The sequence below is a fragment of the Candidatus Harpocratesius sp. genome, from assembly GCF_054039255.1.
The window spans coordinates 115624-135321 of record NZ_JBPLBG010000006.1 but is presented as its reverse complement, the minus strand read 5'-3'; the positions used below and the strand labels follow the sequence as shown (position 1 = coordinate 135321).

The following is a 19698-nucleotide window of genomic DNA, read 5'->3' as shown; positions in this document are numbered from 1 at the left end:
TAAAATGACCCCAAAACTAAATACTTCTATATCAAAAGTAAGAAACAAGAATATCAAGCGTAGATCAATATTATTATTAGTTGAAAAAGAACTTTCTAAACCAATTTATCGCATAATATTAGAGATTATCGTTATTAGTTTCTTTATTTTGGTTATCGCTGCCCCAATTATAAATATAATTTCCAATGTGATCGATAATATTCGTGAAATTCGATCTCGATTATTTTTTGATGAATTATTAGGGAATCTACAATGGCAAATAATGAAAACCGCTTTATGGAATTCATTCTCAACTGCATTCTTAGCTGTTGGAGTAGATATAATAATTGGATTTCCAATTGCAGTATTACTTACAAGAAATAATTTTCGTGGAAAAAAAATTCTAGATACATTAGTAGATTTGCCAATGGCAGTCCCTACGAGTGCTTTAGGATTCTCGGTTTTACTGTTTTGGAGAATTTTTGGAGTTAATCCTGGGATAATTTTAGTTATTTTCGTTCATGTCGCATTTACATTCCCCTATATTGTCAGAAATCTGAAGTTGGCAATTGAAAAAGTTGATCCTTTATTAGAAAAAGCAGCAATGACATTATCTGCACCAAAAATTACAGTATTTCGGACAATATCGTTTCCATTGATAAAAGAAGGTTTAATTGCGGGTGCAATTCTTGCATTTACTCGCAGTTTGGGAGAAACGGGTGCAACAATGATCTGTTCTGGATTAATTGAAACTGCACCTATAGTGGTTGTTAGCCTTAGGAAACAGTTACAACTTCCCAGTGCTTCTTTCCTTTCATTAATTCTAATTGGAATTTCTTTGGTCTTGCTGATTATCGTCAAGCTATTAGCTCGGAGAAATGTTTCTACTAAAAAATTCTGGCAAATTCATTATGATATTGAATATTCATTTTCTCGTAAACCATTTACAATTGGCTTGAAAGTATTTGCTGGGATTTTAATGATTATTTTTATTTTAATCCCCTCATTCTACATTATTTCAAAAATTAATATCAACGAAATCCATCTTGAATTGTTTGCAGCAGATAATAAATGGGCGCATCTATGGACGAGTTTAGTAAATTCATTTCAAATCGGATTTTTTGTTGTAATAATTGATGTTATATTTGGTATACCATTTGCTTTTATATTGACTCGGGAAAAATGGGGAAAAATGAATGCAGTGTTAGATACAATTTTAGATATCCCTTTAACAATCCCCTCAGCAGCACTTGGATTTGCAGTATTTCTTTTTTGGGGTCCTGCAGGATTAGATTTTGCAAGTCCAGGTATTGAAATGATTATTTTTGTCCATATGACTTTTACTTTCCCCTATGTTGTTAGACCTATTGCAGCGACTATTCGCACGGTGAATATTGGTCATGAAGAAGCAAGTGCTACATTAGGGGCAGTTAGTCTAACTACTTTTCGAAAAATAACATTCCCGGCAATAAAAAACGGAGTAATTGCAGGTATGATTGCTGCATTTACGCGCAGCTTAGGTGAAACAGGAGCAACCTTGATTGTTATGGGGGCAGATCGTACCATTCCAGTGTTAATTGTTGATTGGGTAGAAGAAAACAGCTTTTCATCAGCTGCTTTTGCTAGTGTATTAGTTATAATTTTAAGTGGAGTGTTATTGTTGCTACTGCGTTTATTTTCACCCACCAAGGAGGAAGGACTGTAATGCCCGAAATTCGCTTAGATCATATTACCAAAATATTTGACAATGGAAAAGTAATAGCTGTAAATGATGTAAATTTAATCATTCGAGACGGTGATTTTGTTTTTTTATTAGGTCCAAGCGGTTGTGGAAAAACAACACTACTACGTACAATATCTGGCTTAATCCAACCCACACAAGGGCGAGTTTTTATTGACGGTCTCGATGTTACAGATTCACCACCTCAATCCCGTGGAATTGCTTTTGTTTTTCAAAATTTTAATATTTTTCCCCTTACTGTTTGGGAAAATTGTACATATGCACTTAATGTTCAAGGATATTCGCGAGATTATATAATCGAAAAAGGAGAACGTGCATTAGAGATTGTTGGATTATTAGAGCGTGCTGACGAATATCCAATCGGCTGGGGAAATGGAGATCTCCAAAGATTAGGAATCGCACGTGCTATTTGCAGCGGAGCACGAATTTTAATTATGGATGAGCCATTAGGATCATTGGATCCAAAGATAAGTGCAGAATTTAGATGGGAATTAAGAAATATAATTAAAGACGCTCATTTGACAGCAATTCAAGTTACTCACAATCAGGAAGAGGCAATGGCAATAGGAGATCGCATTATAATTATGAGAGATGGCCATCTTCTACAAGAAGACACACCAGATGAATTATATAAGTATCCTACATCATTATTTGTAGGAAATTTCTTGGGAGGAATCAATATATTAGAAGGTTATGTTATTCACATAGATCATCCAGATGCATATCATGTAAAAATCCGTCTTGGAGGCCCAAAATTCATAATCAATGCTCATTACAATAGATTTACTTTAGATGAAAATATAATTGTTGCTTTCCGCCCCGAAGATGTTTATTTATTCCCTCTTGAATATGATTTTGAAAACTCTCAAGCCGATTGGACAAGCATTTTCTTAACAGATGCAATAATTAAATCTAAATTCCATACTGGAAAAGAACGACGTTTTATTATCGAAATTGATAATGGGGATGAAATCGAAATTTCAAAGCCAGAAACTTTCAAATATCGATTTTGTGAAGGCGATAATATTCAAATAGGATTATTTATGGAAGATGTTCGTTTATTCAAATATCCAAAAAATCTTCAAAAAGAAATGGACCTACAATAGAGGAAAAACTATTATATAAACTGTGATTAAAATGGTTAGAGTAGAACTCAGACACGTATCATTTATTCAAAACAAAGTTGAAATCTTACATGATATTAATTTAATTATTGAAGATCAAGAATATATAACAATTGTAGGACCAACTGGAGCAGGAAAAACAAGCTTAGTTGGTCTTTTATCTGGACTTTATCAACCAACTGAAGGTCAAATTCTATTTGACGGTGTTGATATAACACATTTTCCACCATATGAACGACATTGTGGAGTGATGTTTGAATCTTATGCTCTTTTTCCACACCTTACTGTTTTAGATAATATTTGTTATGCTCGTCATATGCATGAATCAAATCATACTGAAACATATGCAATTGGAGAAGCAGTTTTAGAACTAGTAAGATTAGAAGGTCGCGGCTCTGCCCTTCCTCATGAATGTTCTGGAGGAATGCAGCAGCGAATTGCTCTTGCTCGAGCAATAATGGCTTTAGAACAAAAAGGATTGCTTATTTTAGATGAACCATTTAAAGCACTAGATGCTGGACTTCGAATGAATTTACGGCGAGAAGTCCGCAAGATTGCAAAAAGTAAGGAATTACAAATGACAACTGTGCACGTCACGAATGATATGCAAGAAGCAATGATGGGAGATCGGATTGTTGTTTTAGATCAAGGAAGAATTCGTCAGATTGGAACACCTCAAGAGATACTATATGAACCTATTGATTTGTTTGTAGCTAATTTTTTCTCAACTGAAATGAATTATTTCAATGGTAAAGTAGTAGAAGTACGCATGGTGGAAAAGATTGGATTTAAAGGTAAACCCTTACAGCGTGTTGTTATTCAGACAAAAGAAGGTTTCTTTTTATTTGCCAAAACAGAAAGACATTTTGAAATCGGTGATAAAGTCACTTTTTTGATTAGATCGCAATACTTTCAAGCACGTCATAAACGACGTCAAGATAAGACAAATAGTATTGTTGGAAAAGTAAATCGAGTAAAGTTCATGGGCGCGTGGCTTAGGATTGAAATGTTAGCACCATATCAGTTGGAGACTTTTGTAAATGGTAATAAAACTCATTCAATGAAAAATCATTGTGATGAATTATCTTTAGAACCGCCTAAAAAATTGATAAAAATTGAAATTCCTACTACAAGAGTAGCTGTACATAATTTTCAAGTAGGTGAAACAATTACAATATATTATCCCAGCCAATATGTAATAGTTTTCCCCCAAATTCCCCAGCCAGAATTAGAAGCTGCCCTAAGAGTAAATTAATTCTAAAAAATGAATGTGTAAAATCAATAATCAAAATTATTAAAGCAATTAATCATAATTTTTTATCTTGTATCTCTATAATAATAATATAATATTTTTCGAATAATTCGAATCTTATGCACGGTGAACCATATGTCATTAAAAATATTTTTACAAAAACGAAGTAGCGCCAATATCTATGAAATGGCGAACAATCATATGCAAAAAGTCCTTGAAACGGTAGTAGAATTTGAACGCGGCTTTTCAATATATGTGAATGAACGAGATGTTGCTTTAGCCACTGAAATATTTAAGCGAGTGGATCATCTCGAAAATGAAGCTGATATTATTCGTCGGGAAATCTTAGTGCAAATCTCTAAAAGTGAATTAACCACTCAAATGCGGGAAGACTTATCTCATTTAGTAAAGCGTATTGATCGAATTGCAAATACTACAGATGGAGCCGCGCGTCGCTTAATGGGATTAAATTCCGAACATGTTTTCAGTCTAGGAATACCCATACTTGAGAAATGTACCCACATCATACAGCGATCTGTAGAAGCAACTAAAATCTTATACAACCTGATTAAAAATCTTCCATCAATGGATGATCGCGAAACATTCCAAATTTGTGAAAAAATTCAAAGCATGGAACATGAAGTAGATGTCTCACATTCCCAATTATATGAAGATTTAAATAAAATTCCAAATTTGGAGTTTAACGCATTTGTAGCATTGCAGATCTGTAATTTTATTGATATGATGGAAACTATTTCTGATAAGGTAGAGGATGTAAGTGATTATATTGAAATTTTAAAAACCGCCAAGCGAACAACAGGTTAACTTTATTGCTTCCTATTTTTGCTCTTTTTCTGCCTTTTTCGAAATTTCAAATAAAATTGCTATTTTCATTTTTGTTATATTCTTTTCATTAGTGCTTTTCATTAGTACGTTTCATTTATTATTTTAATTATAGCATGATGTTCATTCAATTTTCTTCAAGAATTCTCAAATTTAGAAAAATTCTTCCAAAAAAAATATTAGGGAAAAGTGTTGATGTCATTTCATAGATCATTTAACGGATTGTTGAAATAAATGAAAAAAAAAATACTAAAGTATTCAAGAATATTTCAAATTGGAATATTTCTCTTTTTAATGACCGGAAATCTCCCAATCTTATTAGGAAATACATCAGTTGAATCAGAATTACTTACTATAAAAACCTCTGCTGAGCACTCACAAATCATTATTTCAGGTAATGCTGAATTAGATGCTTTTTGTAGTGGAAATGGAACAACAGGAATGAGTTGGGAAACAGCTCATATAATTGGTAACTTCACGATCGATACATTTAACGAACAAGAATCATGCTTTTCAATAAAAAATACTGACCGATATTTAATTCTTAGAAATATTTCGTTAAGAACTTATCCTGCATATCTTCTATCAGGCCTTCTTCTTGATAATGTTTCACATGTTAGAGTTGAAAATATAACTATTATTGATGGAGTATATGGTATTAACTTACATAATGTGCAAAATTGTTCTGTAATTAACAGTTCCTTATCTGCTTATTCGTATGGGCTTTACGCAACCTATACTTCAAATATTCATATAGAACAAACCATTGCAGATAATTTCGATAACCAACGTGGGTTCTATTTCTTATCTGGAACGAATATAACTCTTGAATCATGTTCTATTTATTCTAGCAGAGAAGGAATAACTTTTGTCAATTCACATCAATTTTCCATACAGAATTGTATCTTTTGGAAAAAATTAAATAGCATTATTGACATTTCAGGAGGAACTGCGGGAAATATAGTCAATAATACTTTAGAATCTTCTCTCTTTTCTAATAGTAGGTTGATTATAATAGAAGATCATTCAAATTTTGTTATTAATTCCAATAATTTTACAGCATCTCCAATGGACACAGTATACATTGCTACTTCAGATAATGGACAAATTAATGCGAACAATTTTTCCTCACAAGGCATTCTTTTCGGAATAATGAATCGTAATTTTTCAATTCCTCAAAATAATTTGATTGATGGAAAACCTATAAAATATTACGAAAATTTGACAGGTTTAAATGAAGTCGGAGGATTGTTTGGACAGATTATTATTAATAATGTCAATAATTCGATTTTTTCACATTATCAAGTGCAAAATACAGGATATACCGGAATCCAGCTCGTGGATTCATTTAATGTTACTTTTGATCAATGCTTTACAAATGGATCAAGTAATAGCGGATTTTCTATTTATAATTCAGAAAATTTCATTATTCAGAATTCTACAATTTTAGGAAGCCCTAATGGTATTATCATTAAAGAATCCCATCTCAGCCTGATCTTAAATTGTACTATACAAGCTCTTTCTGAACAAAGTGGTTATGGATTATATGCCCTCATCTTCTCTAACCTTACATTACGTTATAATCGATTCAGTAATGTTTTAACAGGAATTTATCTACGAAATACTGAAAATGTTTCAGGTTATTTTAATACATTTATTCATTGCACGTTTGATTTCAGTAGTACGACAAATATTATATTCGATGATACTAACACTCGAGATGGTAAGCCAATGTACTATTTCTATGGCGTTTCTAATAAGATTATTTCACTAAGGGAAATTGGTGAATTATATATCACACATTGTGAACATTTTCTTATTCTTGATGCTGTTTTTGAGGGCACAAATAATGGAATACAAGTTTACGACTCAATAGATATTGCTTTTTTTAACGTGTCGGTATCAAATTCAACTAATTATTTAATGCAAGCAGGAAATATTCTCAATTTGACTTTAATGAATTCTTCCTTTTTCTATTCAGCCGATTCGGGGCTCAATTTTTGGAATATAACTAATTTAATTATCCAAAACTGCGTTTTTTCTAATATCTCATCATATCCCCTATCTTTTTCAGAAGTCACCAACGTAACTTTTACTAATAATTGGATTGTTAATTTTTCAAATCCAATATACCTTGAAGATTTTGAAAATGTTTCAATTGCAAATAACTGCTATGTAAACAATGAATCTGTGTGGTTGGAGATTTACTATAATACTGGTAATGAAACCATTGTAATATCCAATAATTTAAACCAAAGCTATTTCGATCCAAACTATTTTCCACAAGTTTCAATGGAAGATCTTATGAATTATTGGAATCGCACTGCCAGCACAAGCTCAGGCAATACAAATTCAAACCCAGACTCAAGCTCAAACACCACCAATACAAATACAACAACTTCTCAAACGGATACTACCGATTCAGTTACACCTCCTTCAAATGATGATGATCTTGATCTTGGACAATTATGGCAAATTCTGGCGATTATTGCAGGTGCAGCTATAAGCATTTCGTTATTTGTTATGATTATCATTCGAATGCGCAGGAAACAACATCAATCAAAAATATCTTCTTATTCTGGAAAACCCTAAATCTTAAAATTTTTCAAAACCAAATAGCTTTTTTTCTATTTTTTAATTTTTTGTATATCATTCTGTAATTCATCTTTTTTGAAAGATTTATATCCATTATATATCTAAAACTCTTGAAAATGACAATCAAATGTGAAATTTGCAAACATCAGGATTTATTTTTAAAACAACAACAAAACAAGCACAATTTGATACAAAGATTCTCCACATTCCAGATCTGGAGAAATTTTCCTCCAAAATTACTCAAAAATTTGATATTTCTCTAAAGCGTGAAAAAAAGAGTATGTTTTTTAAAATTGCTTTTTCCAAATGATCTTTGAAATTAATGATAAAATATTCTATTGAAGGTAAATTGTAACCTAAAGAAGAAAATAGTGGGAGATGGGAGCTTCGAACTCCCGACCTCTGCCTGTCAGAAGTCAAGATTTCAAATCAGATTAGATACCGATCTCTTCAAATCTTGACGCTATCAGGGCAGCGCTCGACCAGGCTAAGCTAATCTCCCAATCTATACAAATTTCATAAGTAAAAACACTTCGAAAGATCGAAAGAAGGTTTTAAACAACTACAAATGAAATACATACGGGATTTAATAAAAATGTAACTAATTCGAGCATGGGCCTAGCGGAAGTGCCATAAACTTTAAAAGAAAACCCAAAGATGGGTGCATGAAGATTGACAGAAGGGATATTGAAAAAGAAATTCATGAATGGTGCCACTAATCTTCACTTAAGATAATAGAACAAATAGTAAAGTGAATGACAAAAAAAGATATAAAAAGTAAATGAATTGAAAATGAATATAATAGAGTTGTTTAATTAAAAATTGAAGCAATATTTTGTTCGATATTGTTATTATCAAATAAAAAATGACCAACATTCCATTTAACTCTCAAGAGATTTATTGAATATAGACTGATTATAAAGACAGTTTCCGACACATTTATGTGCATGAAGTGACTTAATGATGGTACAGAAATGAAAAATGTTTCGAAATTAAAACTAAGAGAAATTAACGCCTTTATATCTTCAAGTCCAGAGAAAATAATTGCGTTTCAGCATATGGTTGAGCACTTAAGCAAAGAATCAAACCTATGTCGCGCTGCTATTAACGACATGGGCTTGACTGCCATTGTAAAATGGGAAGAACAGAAAGGAGTTGCTCTTCATAATTTATTAAAAATTAAACCAACTCAACGAAGTATCGAATTGAACAAGTTGCTTTCTCAATTTAAATGTTGTATGGAAGAAAATTTATGGTCAGAGCAAAAAATCCGCAAAAACTTAATCATAGTGCGCCAAACCTTTGAGAAAATATTCGAAATTTCATAATTAATCAAGATATAATTAATTATTTTTCAAGTGTTCATCGCATGGAAAAATATTAAACAAAGCGAAATAATTGATCTATATAAATAAAAAAACCGTACTGTGTAAAGCAGTAAGAATGGGGAATAACTAATGGCAATTCTGGGATTAATGGGTGCGATGAACGTTGGTAAAACAACGGTCTTGCAGATGTTTGTGGATTATGTTGAAAAAGCCAAGATAGGGAAGATCAAGGGCGGTGTAGAGTGTCGAATAGAGAAACAAGATTTTAAAGGCGAAAGTGCTATTGAAGTTGAAGATGGAGAGGGTTTTACCAAAACTATCACCCCAAATAAAGTAGTTTTTGTTGAAGAAAAAACGGGGACATCTCATACACTGTTTGCACCTGGCGGAGATCGAGATCGAGCAGTAATTCGTATGGGAATTATCACAATTTCCCGGATTGCCCGCCAAATAGTTGGATTATTTGCCTTAGATCAACCATTAAAAGAACAGTTTAAGCTTTATGATTTAATTCGATACATGCCTAAGACGATTTATATTTGTTTGAACAAATATGATTTGATGGAAGGTAGCGAGGATGAAAAAGAAGCCAAAATAGCTGAAATTAAAGAAAAAATCACAGAATATTTCAAAAAGCGCCGAATTACTGTCAAGGAATATTTCCAAACTTGTGCAATTGAGAAAGAAGGTTTTAAAGAATATAACGACAATGTGGCGCGAATGATTTTAGATTTAGTTTTGAATCGAATAAAGTGAAATAATTAAAATAATTAAAAAAGTGTCTGAATTTGTAATAACTTTTAAAATAATTATATAATTTGCAAGTTAACTAAAAATTTTTAGTATTGCTTTTTTTCATTGATATTTCATTTAGAATTTTAGTTCTTTTTTTCTTAATAATCTCGAATTTTAACTAATTTTAAGATAAAAAATGAAAATTGTGTGTTGTTTCTTCTAAAAATAAAGATGAATAAAAAAAAAGAGAGAAAATGAAAAAGAATACTACATTTAAAATAAGTATAAAGTGAAGATCCATGGCAGTAAATAAAATTCGATGCATAGATCAAACAATTTATATATTAGGAACAAATCATTTGGCTCACTCAAGCCGAGAAATGGTGGAGAGAACAATTAACGAGATTCATCCAGATATAGTCATGGTTGAATTAGATGAAGAACGTTTAACTTTAATCCAAAAAAAAACGAAGACTATTCGATCAGAAGCTAAAGTTATTAAAACAACCTTGAATAGAAATCAAAATTCAATGATTAAAAATGGAGTACAGATAGAATCTGTTAACTTAAAATTAATTAACGAAAAAAAAAAAAAGGAAAATTTAGTTGAATCTCATAAAAATCAAGAAAATTATTCGAAAAAAGAATCAAAGAATGAAATAGAGAAAGAATCAGATCACAATTTAAGAAAAAATATAAAACTAAAACAAAGATCTAAAAATCTAGAAAATGACAGTTTTTTCACAACACTAGAACAAATCCAACAACAATTTGGTCAAATTATGCAGATAATGCCAGGAGAAGAGATCTTGACAGCTTTTGATATCGTACAATCAAATCAAATCCCAGTGAAACTAATTGATCTTCCTATATCTGAGTTAATGCTTAAAATTTCAGAATTGGAAAATCAGTTAACAAATAGATCTGAACCATCACTTTTATTACATGCTTTAGAAGAAGAAGAAATGCCTGCAACACGCTCTGAATTGGAAGAGCTATTTACTCTTTTGGAAGATGAAGAAGGAATGAAACAATTACTCGCTGAATTTACAAATGAATTCCCTCAGTTAACACAAGCCCTTATTACTGATAGAAATATATATATGGTTGCACAAATTGGTCAATACCATAAAGAATTTCCTAATAATCGAATTTTGGTTATTTGCGGCGCATTTCACGTTCCAGGTATTATTGAACTTCTAAGTGATTTGTAAAATGTAAATCCAAAGGAAAAGCAAAACATATAATAATCCCATGGGCGTTAATTACACTAAGAACATGGGAAAGTTAATCTTTAATATCACCGGGTTGGAAGAGTTTGTAATTTCCTTTCAAGAGTATTGCGTGTCGTGCGAATATCAAGGGAAATGTAAATATGGGAAAAAACAGCCATTTCAAGTAACATTAGATTGTAAGGAAATTGCTACAGCAGCTGAAAAGAAGAAAGCAGAAAAGATGGAGAAACTGGGGAATAAACATCCTGAATGGGATTGGGATATGCGTGAAAAAAAGGCAAAAGTGTCTAAAAGTCAAGTTTACTCAGCATTGTGGGCAGAAAAGGTAAAAAAATTGAAGGACGAAATATTTTGTTTAAATAGTCGCAAATTAGATAGTATGTTGACAGGACAACGTGGAGAAATCTGGTGGTCTGATTTTCGAGAAATATTAACTGAAATCGATAAAGAATGTTCAAAAATCTATTAAAATTGATTATGATAACTTAATTCATCTTTTTTGATTATACTTGAATGTAAAAATTTTTGATAATTAAATAAACAATAAAATCTAAACTTATTCGCACTCAACAAACAAAAGAAATAGGAAAAAATTATGTGTGATACAATTATTGCGGCACCTGAAGCCACAAAACAAAATCGGCTTTTATTTGGGAAAAATTCAGATCGGGAACCCGATGAAGTTCAGAATTTGGTTTACTATCCACCCAAAGAATTAAAAATTGATGAAGAGATTAAATGTACGTACATTTCAATTGTTCCACCCTCACTAGCACTCCAGAATTCTAATCAAAGTTCCATTAAAACACATGGAATTTTGCTTTCACAACCATTTTGGATGTTTGGTGGTGAAATGGGAATAAACGATCAAGGGGTAATTATTGGAAACGAAGCTTTAATGACTAAGGTAAAACCGGCAAAAACAGGGCTAACTGGAATGGACATGCTTCGAATTGCTTTAGAAATAAGCAATTCAGCACGAGAAGCACTGGAAATCATCATTCAACTTCTTGAAAAATACGATCAAGGAGGATTATGCGGATATCGCCACAAACTCCAATATATGAATAGCTTTCTTATTGGTGATGCAAAAGAGGCATATGTATTGGAAACTGTTGCAAAAGAATGGGCATGGAAAAAAATTAAAGATGTATGGTCCATTTCTAACAGTATTTCACTAGAAAAAGATTATGATCAATGCTCAGAAAACTTAGTTGAATATGCAATTCAACAAGGATGGTGCAATTCAGAAAAAGATTTTAATTTCTATAAATGTTATTCTGATAAAATTATCACGTGGGGAGCACGAGCGAAGAAAAGAGAAAAATGCACTCGACAACAATTACAAGCAAAAAAAGGACAACTTACTATTAAAGATTTCATGCAAATTCTTAGAACTCATATAGATCCGCCTAATATCAATAACACATCAAGAAATTTCAATATAGAAAAGGAGAAACCTATCAATTTTTCTGATAAATGGATTCCAATGAAAGGATTAAGAATGACTGTTTGCGCTCACGCGACAAATAACCTAACACGAGCAACACAATCGGTTAATTCGATGGTAGTTGATGTGTTTAACCCCCAACCATTAATTCTTACTACAGGTTCATCAAATCCGTGCATATCGCCATATTTTCCTGTAACTATCCATCCAGATGGGCTTCCAAAAGAATACAGGAATCATCCTGGCAAGAAAAAATACAATTCAAAGAGTTTTTGGTGGAAAAGTGAAAAGTTACATAGACAAATTGTGCTTAAATATCAAAAAATGCATCCAATAATTGCAAATCAAATTGAAGAATATGAAAATGATATGCTTGAACATCTTTTGGGTTTGTATTCTCAAGGGATTTCAGCTTCTCCAGATGAAATTGAGAAATATTTTAAAAAAGTTGAAGATTTTCTTGATATTTGGGAAAATGAAATTCAAGTTCATCCCTATGATCGATTTAACCTTAAATTACAGTTGTATTGGAAAAAATACAATAAAATAAATGGAATTAGTGATAATTAGTTCATTATTAATGGAATCAAATCATAAGATGACTTAAGTTGGTTGTAGCAAAGTGCTTTATGATTATTATGAAAATACTTTAATCATCAGTAATCTGTTCTTGACAAAATTAATGCAAACTTATTCGCACTTATTAGAAGCATCTTACTGCAAAATTACTCTAATTCATATATACAACTCTTAATTTGAGCATGAAAAAGTAGATCGAGCTCATTTAAATTAAAGGGCATTTCTATTGCTCCTGTAATACCATGAAAAAGATAATAACTAACAAGATCTGATGGCCCAGCATCTACAATCATAAATAATTTAGGACGAATTGGGAATTTTTGAAGATTTTTCAATAAAAAATCAATTTTTTGACGAGATAAAGAATTATAAATTAGTACGATAGAACTTTGATTGTTGATTAATTCTTTTTGGAGTTCATCAATTGAATAAACAAAATGAAACTCATAAGAATTGGAGTGCCCATGAACTTGTTTATTCCATATTTTTTCCTTATTTTCTGAAAAAAGAAGGTCTTTAGGAACATAGATAGGAATAATGACTTTTTTAGCAATAAATCGTGTTGAATGCAGTTGTGAATCATCACTATTATTCATATATCAAATTTTGGCAAATTAATATATTAAATACTTTGTATTTATATTTGTAAAAAAAGTGAATAGAAAGAATTCACAACTAAAAATTCCAAAATTTGGCCCCTAAATCATATTTGAATAAAGCTACATAAAATAAAATATGAAAAAAGCAGTCGTTTTATATAACTCACGAACTGGAAATACTGAAAAAGTAGCAAAAAAAATTTCTGAAGGTTTAGAAGCAGATTGTTTTAATCATAAACACATCCCCAATCTCCAAAATTATGATTTGGTGGTTATTGGCTCTTGGGTACTAGCTGGACATATTAGTTTTGCAGGCTGGCATTACATGAAAAAACTTTATAAGAAAAAACTTGCTGGGAAGAAAGTTGCACTTTTTTTTACCAGTGGCGCGCCAGAAGATATAGATCCTACCTCTGATAAGGAACATCCACTTCAAATAAAAGATGTAATGTTTAATCGTATGGAAAAGCTCTTAAAGAAAAGAAATGATATTTGTATTTTAGAAAATCGGTTTTACACGTTAGGAGAGGTTCATATAAATAAGAATAAACCTCCAAAAGGAGCACTTGGCCATCCAAATTCAGAAGATTTGGATCGCGCGAAAAATTTTGGTGAAAGCTTGAAGCAGTATTTATAATTAATAAAAATTGATATTAAGTAGAAAAATATTCGAGAAAAAAAGGTAAAAATTACTTATTTAATCTGTATTCATTTTTTGAAGTGCTTTATTTCGTTCTTTGCCGTATTTTTTAACTTTAGAAGGATTTTCAGCGATTTCAGCTAATTGAACTGATTTATCATATAACTTAAAGGCAGCTTCATAGTCTCCTGCTTTATATTTTTCATCTCCACTGCGGTTTATTTCGTCAGCAAGTTTAATACAAGCATTATGATATTCAGATGTGAAATTTTTAATTAATCCTTTATTTCTGGTGCGAGTAATAATAGCTACAGATTCCTGGTATTTTTTCATTGCCTCATCAAACTTTTTCTCTTTCATTGCTGTATCGCCTAATGAATTTATTTCTCGCGCCCATTTTTCCAAAGCTTTTTCGTATTCTTTAGTGAAATTTTTAATTAATTTTGGATCATTCGACTCTCTTGCAACTTCAACTGATTTTACATATATATCTGCTGCTGCTTCCCATTTTTTTTCTTTAAACAACTTATCTCCTTGAGTATTTATTTGTTTCGCATACTCACTGTAAGCTTTGAACATTTCTTTAGAAAATCTTTCGATTAACTTCTCATTTCCAGCTTCTTTTGCAATTTTCACACTTTGGGCATAAATATCAGCTGCTTTAGCAAAATTCTTCTCTTTCCATAAACGATCTCCCACATTATTCACTTCTTGGGCGTGTTCTTGAAATGCTTTGGAGAGTTCCTTTCTAAAATTCTTTTTCTTCTTTTCATTATCCGATTGCTCAATTAATCTTACAGATTTAGCATAAGATTCAATTGCAGCTTCATAATCTTTAGATTTATACTGTGTATCCCCTTTAGCATTTACTTCATCAGCCCATCTTTCATAGACTGTTGATAGATCATGCAAAAACATTTTATTTTTCTTTGCATCTACACTTTTAGGAATCAGTTTTAAAATTTGTTTATATTGAGAAACAGCACTTTCCCAATTCTTTTCTTTCACAGCCGATTCAGCAGCTGGTTTTAAGACTTGTTCAGCATATTGAATTTTACTTTTATTCAATTCTTTCTGGAATTCATTTCCCTTCTTCTTAATCCATTTTTCTCCTGCTTTTTGTAACATTTTCCAAGCTTTTTCATATGTTTCAATAGCTTTTTCAAAATCTTTATTTTTTAGTGCAGCATCGCCTTCATTGTTTAGTTCTTCTGCTTTTTTTCCAATTGCTGCATCTAATTCTTTTTGATATTTCTCTGCCATTTTAGTATTGTTAATAGACTTCATTAGTTTTACAGACTCAATATAATATTGAATAGCATCATTATATTGTTTCTTTTTAAACATCTTATCGCCCATTTTATTCAAGGCTTTTGCTTGTTTTACAATTTCATTTCCCATTATTAAAAAAACCTCCTTTATTATAAAGGTCTAATCAAGATACAGATATAATTTTTACTCAAGCTTTATATTGCTTTTAGTGAAATGTGATCGTATTTTCTATTACTATATTATCTAACCAAATATTTTTGTAGGTAAGCGTATATTTTTTTTTCAAGGTTAAAATTATGGCGAAAAATGAAAAAGAGAGTGAAAGTGAAAACCAACAATCCATGGAGGAACAGCCCAATATATCAGAAAAAATAGAAGTTTTTGAGAAAAAGGCATATCTTGAAAGGGCATTATTCGGTTATGCTAAAAAGTTTTTAAGTCAAGGTTATAAACGCCTAACCGAACGGCAATATATCTTTTTCTTTTATTGGACTGTTGGAATCATGGTTAGTTCCATTATCATCAGTATCCTTTACGCAATGAATTACATAACAGCAATCGAAATAGTAAAAACAATAATCTTCCTTTGTTTAATCACGGCAGCAGCCTTAATAATCGGAGGTTTAGTTGGAGGTTTATCCCATAACCGCCAATTTTTGAATATTTTCACCATTACATTAATGGCATTGGCACTGATTATGACATGTTTCTTTGCAGGGTTATTTCCAAGTATTTGGGTTCCAAATTACAATTCAATATTTTTACAGTGGCTAAAAATCTTTTATTTTCTAATTTACGTAATTATTAGTAGTATATCTATGTTTTCTATAATTTGGAATTTTCAAACTTCTTTTGCTTATCGTTTTATTAGTTTGGGAAAATCACCAAACCGATTATTATTTCAAGGTATCATCCGATTAGGGACAATAATTGCTATTCCGATGTATCTTTATATTTTCATTCAAAATTCATTAGATGCTCAGATTTTGGCAGTAATGGGGATATTTATTACTGGTATTCTGATTGTTCGTTTTTATCATCTCCCAAAATTTTATAAAAAAGATTCTTTTCAAGAACAAACAGAAAAAATCGCGATAATGAATTATAACCAGATATTAGGTTTTTATAATCTATATTTAATTTATCGTCTCTCACAATCATTTGACACTGGAGGAAATATAACTAATTTAACTGTTGATCTCATTTTACTTGCGTTAAACTCTTTCTTTATTATGAACACATTATCAAAGAAAATTGACAATATTGGAGATGAAGAAGATGTTCAAAAGTCTTTCATATTTCAGCGTAATACGGGTTTCATGCGTTGGTTAAAGAGAACTATCAGCGAAAAAGGATTAATATTGGGTGTGTTAGGATTAGCTCTTGGATATCAAGCAGTTTATATGGATTCGTATTTAGATTCACCGATAGTAATAATTCAAATTCTTTCAGATCCAAACCGAGTCACTCCATTAAACGTCACTTACAATCGAACATTTTTAGGTATTGCCTTACTTTGGATGTTAGGAACTATGATTGCGTTTCAAACAAGCTCAAAGTTCCGAAATATGGTTATAAATCGATATTCTGTGCGACATGTTCTAAAAATGTTTGGTGATCTTTTTCGAGTATCTGATGAAGGAAAAGTAGGTGCTGTTCTCGAAGCATATGAATCAGGGATAAAAAAAGTAGAAAAAAAAATCGCAAATGCCAGTAAAAAAGTCAAGGGAAAATGGAATAGATTCTTTTCTTTTGGAAGTTCATCAGATGAAGAAAATCAATAACTCTAATTATATCTGATAATATTTTATTATTGAAATGCCCCTATTTTCTTTCTTTTTATTAATTTTTTTTTCCGCAATTATTTATGGATAAGTTGAATTATTATTGATTAAGTTGGATCCCACAATAAATACATCTTTGAAAGTAATTTTACTCTCTGGAAATCCTGGAACTGGAAAGACTAGTGTCGCTAACAGACTAAAGAAAAAAGGAACATACGAAATCATTCATATTGGAGATATTGTCATTTCTGAGCATCTTTATAAAGAAATAGATGAAGAACGTGATACTAAAATTGTTGATGCAGAAAAATTAAATACATATCTTGTGGATTATCTGAAAAATAAAACAGGAAAATTTATCTGTGAATCACATTATACTGACCTTATATTTCATCCAGCGGTGAAAATGGCAATAATTTTGCGGGTAAAACCAGAAATAATCATTAACCGATTAAGATTAAGAAATTATTCTACAGAAAAAATTCGAGAAAATGCTGAAGCAGAATTTTTAGGCGATTGCACTTCATTCATGCTAGAACGAGAAGAATTATATCAATCTAATCGTATTTTTGAAATTGATGCCACAAACCTTTCATTGGATGTTTTAACTGAAATTGTGGATAAAATTATTAATCAGCCAGACAATTCAACTCAATATCTTGCAGGACAAATTTCATGGCTATCTAATGATTCTGTAAATATTAACAACTTTATATGAATTAAGCACTACAGTAAAATATGGCAATATATGCTTTCGGTAAACGAGTACCAAAGATTGATCCATCTGTATGGATTTTTCCTAGTGCTTCAATAATTGGAAAAGTATCCATTGCTGCTAATGTCTATATTGGCGCCGGTGCAGTAATTCGAGGAGATTATGGAAAGATTGAGATTGCAGAAGGCGTTTCAATTGAAGAGAATGTTACAATTCATGCAAGACCTGGAGGAAAAACAGTTATTGAAAAAAATGTAACAATCGGTCATGCGGCAATGATTCATAATTGCACCTTAAAGCACAATTGTGTTATTGGTATGCATGCGACAGTGTCTGATTATGCTGTAGTCGGCGAGAATGCAATTGTTGGAGAAGCGGCTTTAGTAAAAAGTAAACAAATCATTTCTCCAAATATGATCGCCGTTGGAATTCCTGCCAAAGAAATTAAAGAAGTACCACAAAATATATTGGAATTCTGGCATGGTGTTAAAGAAATCTATCGGGATTTAGCTGAAAAGTACCCAATAAAGCTGAGGAGATTGGATGAGTTTCCTTATTAAGTCAAAACATATTAAGGAATCTAATTTAATATTAAAGTGAACTTATGACCAACAAAAATCGAAGGGAATGAAATAAAATGTCAAAAAAACAACCCTATTTAAATATTTTACAATCTGCAATTTGTATTCCTATTCCATCAAATAAAGAAGTACCAATTGCATTGGATATTAAAATTCTTCCAGATAAAAATATCCCTCCTGAAGCATTTTATGGCATTTGGCTTTTAGATATTTCAGGAAGCATGTCTGGAAAACCATTAGATAATGCAAAGCAATCCCTAATTGAGCAGATAAATTTATTACCTGAAGGAACAATTTTTACACTTATTACTTTTGAGACAAATATTCATGAAATTATAACAAATGAACGAATTACAGACAGATCTAGGAAAAAAATAATTGATGAGATACAAAAAATCAGTGACAGAGGCACTACAGCTCTTTATTCTGCTTTGAAGAAGGCAGTAGAATTAATGAAAAAATATGTAAAAAATGATAATTCTCTTAAAATCAAAAAAATTTTCCTTCTTAGCGATGGTGATCCTACTGATGTAGAATTGGAAAGTGGAAATGAGAAAGATCCAAATTATGATAAGTATTTTCTATTAGCGAAAGAAGCACTTGAATATAAATCTTCAATTGATACAGTGGGCGCTTTAGGTGATCATAATGTATATTTAATGTACGAATTAGCAAAGCGTTCAACAGGTAAATATATCTTTGCTGAAAGCGAAGAAGAAATGAAAACAAAAATGATTATTGCCACAGAACAAACTGTCCGTATTGCTTTCAGCCAACCTCAAATTATAATTAAAAGCTATCACCAAGAATTACAACTAGATGATGCAGCTCAATATAAACCAACAGTCATTAGAATGCCTTTCAAAAAAATTTCAAGTACAGAATTTAAAACTTATTTACGCAGTTTTGAAGCAGGAGATACTTACCAAATCTTGATTAAGGGAAAGGTAATCATTTCTCCCGATAAAATTCAATTAGATGTTCCTATCAATTTAGTTCAACTGGAATTCAACTTTGGTGATGGTCTAACTGATTCAAAAGATATTAAAATACAATTTTCTAATGATTCATCTAAATTTAAATTAAATCAAGATATTAACAAAAAATATGCTAATGTCTTTTCACAAGCTGAAGAAATCGCCGATTGTACAATTCGTGGAGATGCTCAAGCGACACAACGCATTCAAGGCGATGAAACAAAAAAAATATCTTAAAATGCCGAAATTTTTTAAGAGTATTTCTTCTC

General features: G+C 31.2%; 18 protein-coding genes and 1 tRNA gene. 15 read left to right on the top strand and 4 right to left on the bottom strand.

What is annotated here, in order from left to right:
• Positions 1 to 4 precede the first annotated feature (4 nt).
• From ACXLDF_RS01110 to ACXLDF_RS01090, 5 genes are all read left to right on the top strand, one after another.
• On the top strand, positions 5 to 1684 hold the full coding sequence (locus ACXLDF_RS01110; RefSeq protein ID WP_457556642.1) for an ABC transporter permease: 1680 nt from the start codon (positions 5 to 7) through the stop codon (positions 1682 to 1684).
• A complete protein-coding gene (locus ACXLDF_RS01105) occupies positions 1684 to 2826 on the top strand; it encodes an ABC transporter ATP-binding protein (RefSeq protein ID WP_457556641.1) in 1143 nt (380 codons plus the stop codon). The genes ACXLDF_RS01110 and ACXLDF_RS01105 overlap by 1 nt, the downstream gene beginning before the upstream one ends.
• 31 nt (positions 2827 to 2857) lie before the next feature.
• Positions 2858 to 4099: an ABC transporter ATP-binding protein gene (locus ACXLDF_RS01100; protein WP_457556640.1), complete on the top strand. Its 1242-nt coding sequence runs from the start codon at positions 2858 to 2860 to the stop codon at positions 4097 to 4099.
• A 132-nt stretch (positions 4100 to 4231) separates the two neighbouring features.
• Positions 4232 to 4921 carry a DUF47 domain-containing protein gene (locus ACXLDF_RS01095; protein ID WP_457556639.1) on the top strand — a complete coding sequence of 230 codons (690 nt, stop codon included), beginning with the start codon at positions 4232 to 4234 and terminating at the stop codon, positions 4919 to 4921.
• Positions 4922 to 5233: 312 nt separating this feature from the next.
• Complete coding sequence (locus tag ACXLDF_RS01090; RefSeq protein ID WP_457556638.1) at positions 5234 to 7531, top strand: right-handed parallel beta-helix repeat-containing protein; 2298 nt, start codon at positions 5234 to 5236, stop codon at positions 7529 to 7531.
• A 375-nt stretch (positions 7532 to 7906) separates the two neighbouring features.
• On the opposite strand, the gene ACXLDF_RS01085 is transcribed toward ACXLDF_RS01090, so the two are convergent.
• Positions 7907 to 8036: transfer RNA gene (locus ACXLDF_RS01085), tRNA-Ile, on the bottom strand.
• Positions 8037 to 8088: 52 nt separating this feature from the next.
• Positions 8089 to 8250, bottom strand: a complete 162-nt coding sequence (locus tag ACXLDF_RS01080; protein WP_457556637.1) for a hypothetical protein — start codon at positions 8248 to 8250, stop codon at positions 8089 to 8091.
• A gap of 258 nt (positions 8251 to 8508) precedes the next feature.
• On the opposite strand from ACXLDF_RS01080, the gene ACXLDF_RS01075 reads away from it, so the two are divergent.
• The 5 genes from ACXLDF_RS01075 to ACXLDF_RS01055 all read left to right on the top strand — a co-directional run bounded on the left by ACXLDF_RS01075 (position 8509) and on the right by ACXLDF_RS01055 (position 12852).
• Positions 8509 to 8862 (top strand): hypothetical protein, encoded by a 354-nt coding sequence (locus ACXLDF_RS01075; protein ID WP_457556636.1) that lies wholly within the window; start codon positions 8509 to 8511, stop codon positions 8860 to 8862.
• 129 nt (positions 8863 to 8991) lie between these two features.
• Positions 8992 to 9618, top strand: a complete 627-nt coding sequence (locus ACXLDF_RS01070) for a hypothetical protein (protein ID WP_457556635.1) — start codon at positions 8992 to 8994, stop codon at positions 9616 to 9618.
• Positions 9619 to 9896: 278 nt separating this feature from the next.
• Positions 9897 to 10811 (top strand): TraB domain-containing protein, encoded by a 915-nt coding sequence (locus tag ACXLDF_RS01065; RefSeq protein ID WP_457556634.1) that lies wholly within the window; start codon positions 9897 to 9899, stop codon positions 10809 to 10811.
• A 130-nt stretch (positions 10812 to 10941) separates the two neighbouring features.
• Positions 10942 to 11301: a hypothetical protein gene (locus ACXLDF_RS01060; protein ID WP_457556633.1), complete on the top strand. Its 360-nt coding sequence runs from the start codon at positions 10942 to 10944 to the stop codon at positions 11299 to 11301.
• Between the two features lie 126 nt (positions 11302 to 11427).
• Entirely contained in the window at positions 11428 to 12852 is a 1425-nt protein-coding gene (locus ACXLDF_RS01055) for a C69 family dipeptidase (RefSeq protein ID WP_457556632.1), read from the top strand.
• A gap of 155 nt (positions 12853 to 13007) precedes the next feature.
• Here ACXLDF_RS01055 and ACXLDF_RS01050 read toward each other — a convergent pair whose 3' ends face one another.
• Entirely contained in the window at positions 13008 to 13457 is a 450-nt protein-coding gene (locus ACXLDF_RS01050) for a hypothetical protein (protein WP_457556631.1), read from the bottom strand.
• A gap of 139 nt (positions 13458 to 13596) precedes the next feature.
• Between ACXLDF_RS01050 and ACXLDF_RS01045 the strand changes: the two genes are divergently transcribed.
• Positions 13597 to 14097, top strand: a complete 501-nt coding sequence (locus ACXLDF_RS01045; RefSeq protein ID WP_457556630.1) for a flavodoxin family protein — start codon at positions 13597 to 13599, stop codon at positions 14095 to 14097.
• A 60-nt stretch (positions 14098 to 14157) separates the two neighbouring features.
• Here ACXLDF_RS01045 and ACXLDF_RS01040 read toward each other — a convergent pair whose 3' ends face one another.
• Positions 14158 to 15501 carry a tetratricopeptide repeat protein gene (locus ACXLDF_RS01040; RefSeq protein WP_457556629.1) on the bottom strand — a complete coding sequence of 448 codons (1344 nt, stop codon included), beginning with the start codon at positions 15499 to 15501 and terminating at the stop codon, positions 14158 to 14160.
• A gap of 167 nt (positions 15502 to 15668) precedes the next feature.
• Between ACXLDF_RS01040 and ACXLDF_RS01035 the strand changes: the two genes are divergently transcribed.
• The 4 genes from ACXLDF_RS01035 to ACXLDF_RS01020 all read left to right on the top strand — a co-directional run bounded on the left by ACXLDF_RS01035 (position 15669) and on the right by ACXLDF_RS01020 (position 19666).
• On the top strand, positions 15669 to 17156 hold the full coding sequence (locus ACXLDF_RS01035) for a hypothetical protein (RefSeq protein ID WP_457556628.1): 1488 nt from the start codon (positions 15669 to 15671) through the stop codon (positions 17154 to 17156).
• 112 nt (positions 17157 to 17268) lie between these two features.
• Positions 17269 to 17874, top strand: a complete 606-nt coding sequence (locus ACXLDF_RS01030) for an adenylate kinase family protein (RefSeq protein WP_457556627.1) — start codon at positions 17269 to 17271, stop codon at positions 17872 to 17874.
• Positions 17875 to 17894: 20 nt separating this feature from the next.
• On the top strand, positions 17895 to 18431 hold the full coding sequence (locus tag ACXLDF_RS01025) for a gamma carbonic anhydrase family protein (RefSeq protein ID WP_457556626.1): 537 nt from the start codon (positions 17895 to 17897) through the stop codon (positions 18429 to 18431).
• Between the two features lie 77 nt (positions 18432 to 18508).
• On the top strand, positions 18509 to 19666 hold the full coding sequence (locus tag ACXLDF_RS01020; RefSeq protein WP_457556625.1) for a vWA domain-containing protein: 1158 nt from the start codon (positions 18509 to 18511) through the stop codon (positions 19664 to 19666).
• Positions 19667 to 19698: the final 32 nt, after the last annotated feature.

Excerpts from the sequence above, each read along its gene's own strand:
- ACXLDF_RS01110 (WP_457556642.1), top strand. The coding sequence starts at position 5 with ATGACCCCAAAACTAAATACTTCTATATCAAAAGTAAGAAACAAGAAT.
- ACXLDF_RS01105 (WP_457556641.1), top strand. The coding sequence starts at position 1,684 with ATGCCCGAAATTCGCTTAGATCATATTACCAAAATATTTGACAATGGA.
- ACXLDF_RS01100 (WP_457556640.1), top strand. The coding sequence starts at position 2,858 with ATGGTTAGAGTAGAACTCAGACACGTATCATTTATTCAAAACAAAGTT.
- ACXLDF_RS01095 (WP_457556639.1), top strand. The coding sequence starts at position 4,232 with ATGTCATTAAAAATATTTTTACAAAAACGAAGTAGCGCCAATATCTAT.
- ACXLDF_RS01090 (WP_457556638.1), top strand. The coding sequence starts at position 5,234 with ATGACCGGAAATCTCCCAATCTTATTAGGAAATACATCAGTTGAATCA.
- ACXLDF_RS01075 (WP_457556636.1), top strand. The coding sequence starts at position 8,509 with ATGAAAAATGTTTCGAAATTAAAACTAAGAGAAATTAACGCCTTTATA.
- ACXLDF_RS01070 (WP_457556635.1), top strand. The coding sequence starts at position 8,992 with ATGGCAATTCTGGGATTAATGGGTGCGATGAACGTTGGTAAAACAACG.
- ACXLDF_RS01065 (WP_457556634.1), top strand. The coding sequence starts at position 9,897 with ATGGCAGTAAATAAAATTCGATGCATAGATCAAACAATTTATATATTA.
- ACXLDF_RS01055 (WP_457556632.1), top strand. The coding sequence starts at position 11,428 with ATGTGTGATACAATTATTGCGGCACCTGAAGCCACAAAACAAAATCGG.
- ACXLDF_RS01050 (WP_457556631.1), bottom strand. The coding sequence starts at position 13,457 with ATGAATAATAGTGATGATTCACAACTGCATTCAACACGATTTATTGCT.
- ACXLDF_RS01045 (WP_457556630.1), top strand. The coding sequence starts at position 13,597 with ATGAAAAAAGCAGTCGTTTTATATAACTCACGAACTGGAAATACTGAA.
- ACXLDF_RS01040 (WP_457556629.1), bottom strand. The coding sequence starts at position 15,501 with ATGGGAAATGAAATTGTAAAACAAGCAAAAGCCTTGAATAAAATGGGC.
- ACXLDF_RS01035 (WP_457556628.1), top strand. The coding sequence starts at position 15,669 with ATGGCGAAAAATGAAAAAGAGAGTGAAAGTGAAAACCAACAATCCATG.
- ACXLDF_RS01025 (WP_457556626.1), top strand. The coding sequence starts at position 17,895 with ATGGCAATATATGCTTTCGGTAAACGAGTACCAAAGATTGATCCATCT.
- ACXLDF_RS01020 (WP_457556625.1), top strand. The coding sequence starts at position 18,509 with ATGTCAAAAAAACAACCCTATTTAAATATTTTACAATCTGCAATTTGT.